This window comes from Pseudoalteromonas sp. SG41-1 (genome assembly GCF_014164575.1).
Lineage (GTDB): Bacteria > Pseudomonadota > Gammaproteobacteria > Enterobacterales > Alteromonadaceae > Pseudoalteromonas > Pseudoalteromonas rhizosphaerae.
In genome coordinates this window covers 1-321 of the sequence record NZ_JACJFL010000130.1, presented here as the reverse complement: position 1 = coordinate 321, position 321 = coordinate 1, and the positions used below count along the sequence as shown (strand labels likewise).

1 pseudogene is annotated in these 321 nt (G+C 38.6%); it reads right to left on the bottom strand.

Features of this window, described 5'->3' with window-relative positions:
• Nucleotides 1-189 precede the first annotated feature (189 nt).
• Nucleotides 190-321: pseudogene (gene tuf, locus H5203_RS22595) on the bottom strand (elongation factor Tu); the annotation flags it as partial.

Sequence of the window (321 nt, the reverse complement as noted above, 5' to 3'; positions counted from 1 at the left end):
TTAAAAAAGGCCACCGAAGTGACCTTTTTCTAACAATTAACTTAAAAGTTAATTATTACTCATTGAACGTTGCTACAAAGCACCTACGCCTAAGGTAATAGCGCCACCTTCACATGACGTAAATCCCAGACATTAAAAAAGGCCACCTAAGTGACCTTTTTTCTAATAATTAACTTTAAAAGTTAATTATTACTCTACGATAGTTGCTACTACACCAGCACCTACAGTACGGCCACCTTCGCGGATTGCGAAACGTAGACCTTCATCCATTGCGATTGGAGAGATTAACTTTACAGTCATCTTAACGTTATCGCCAGGCAT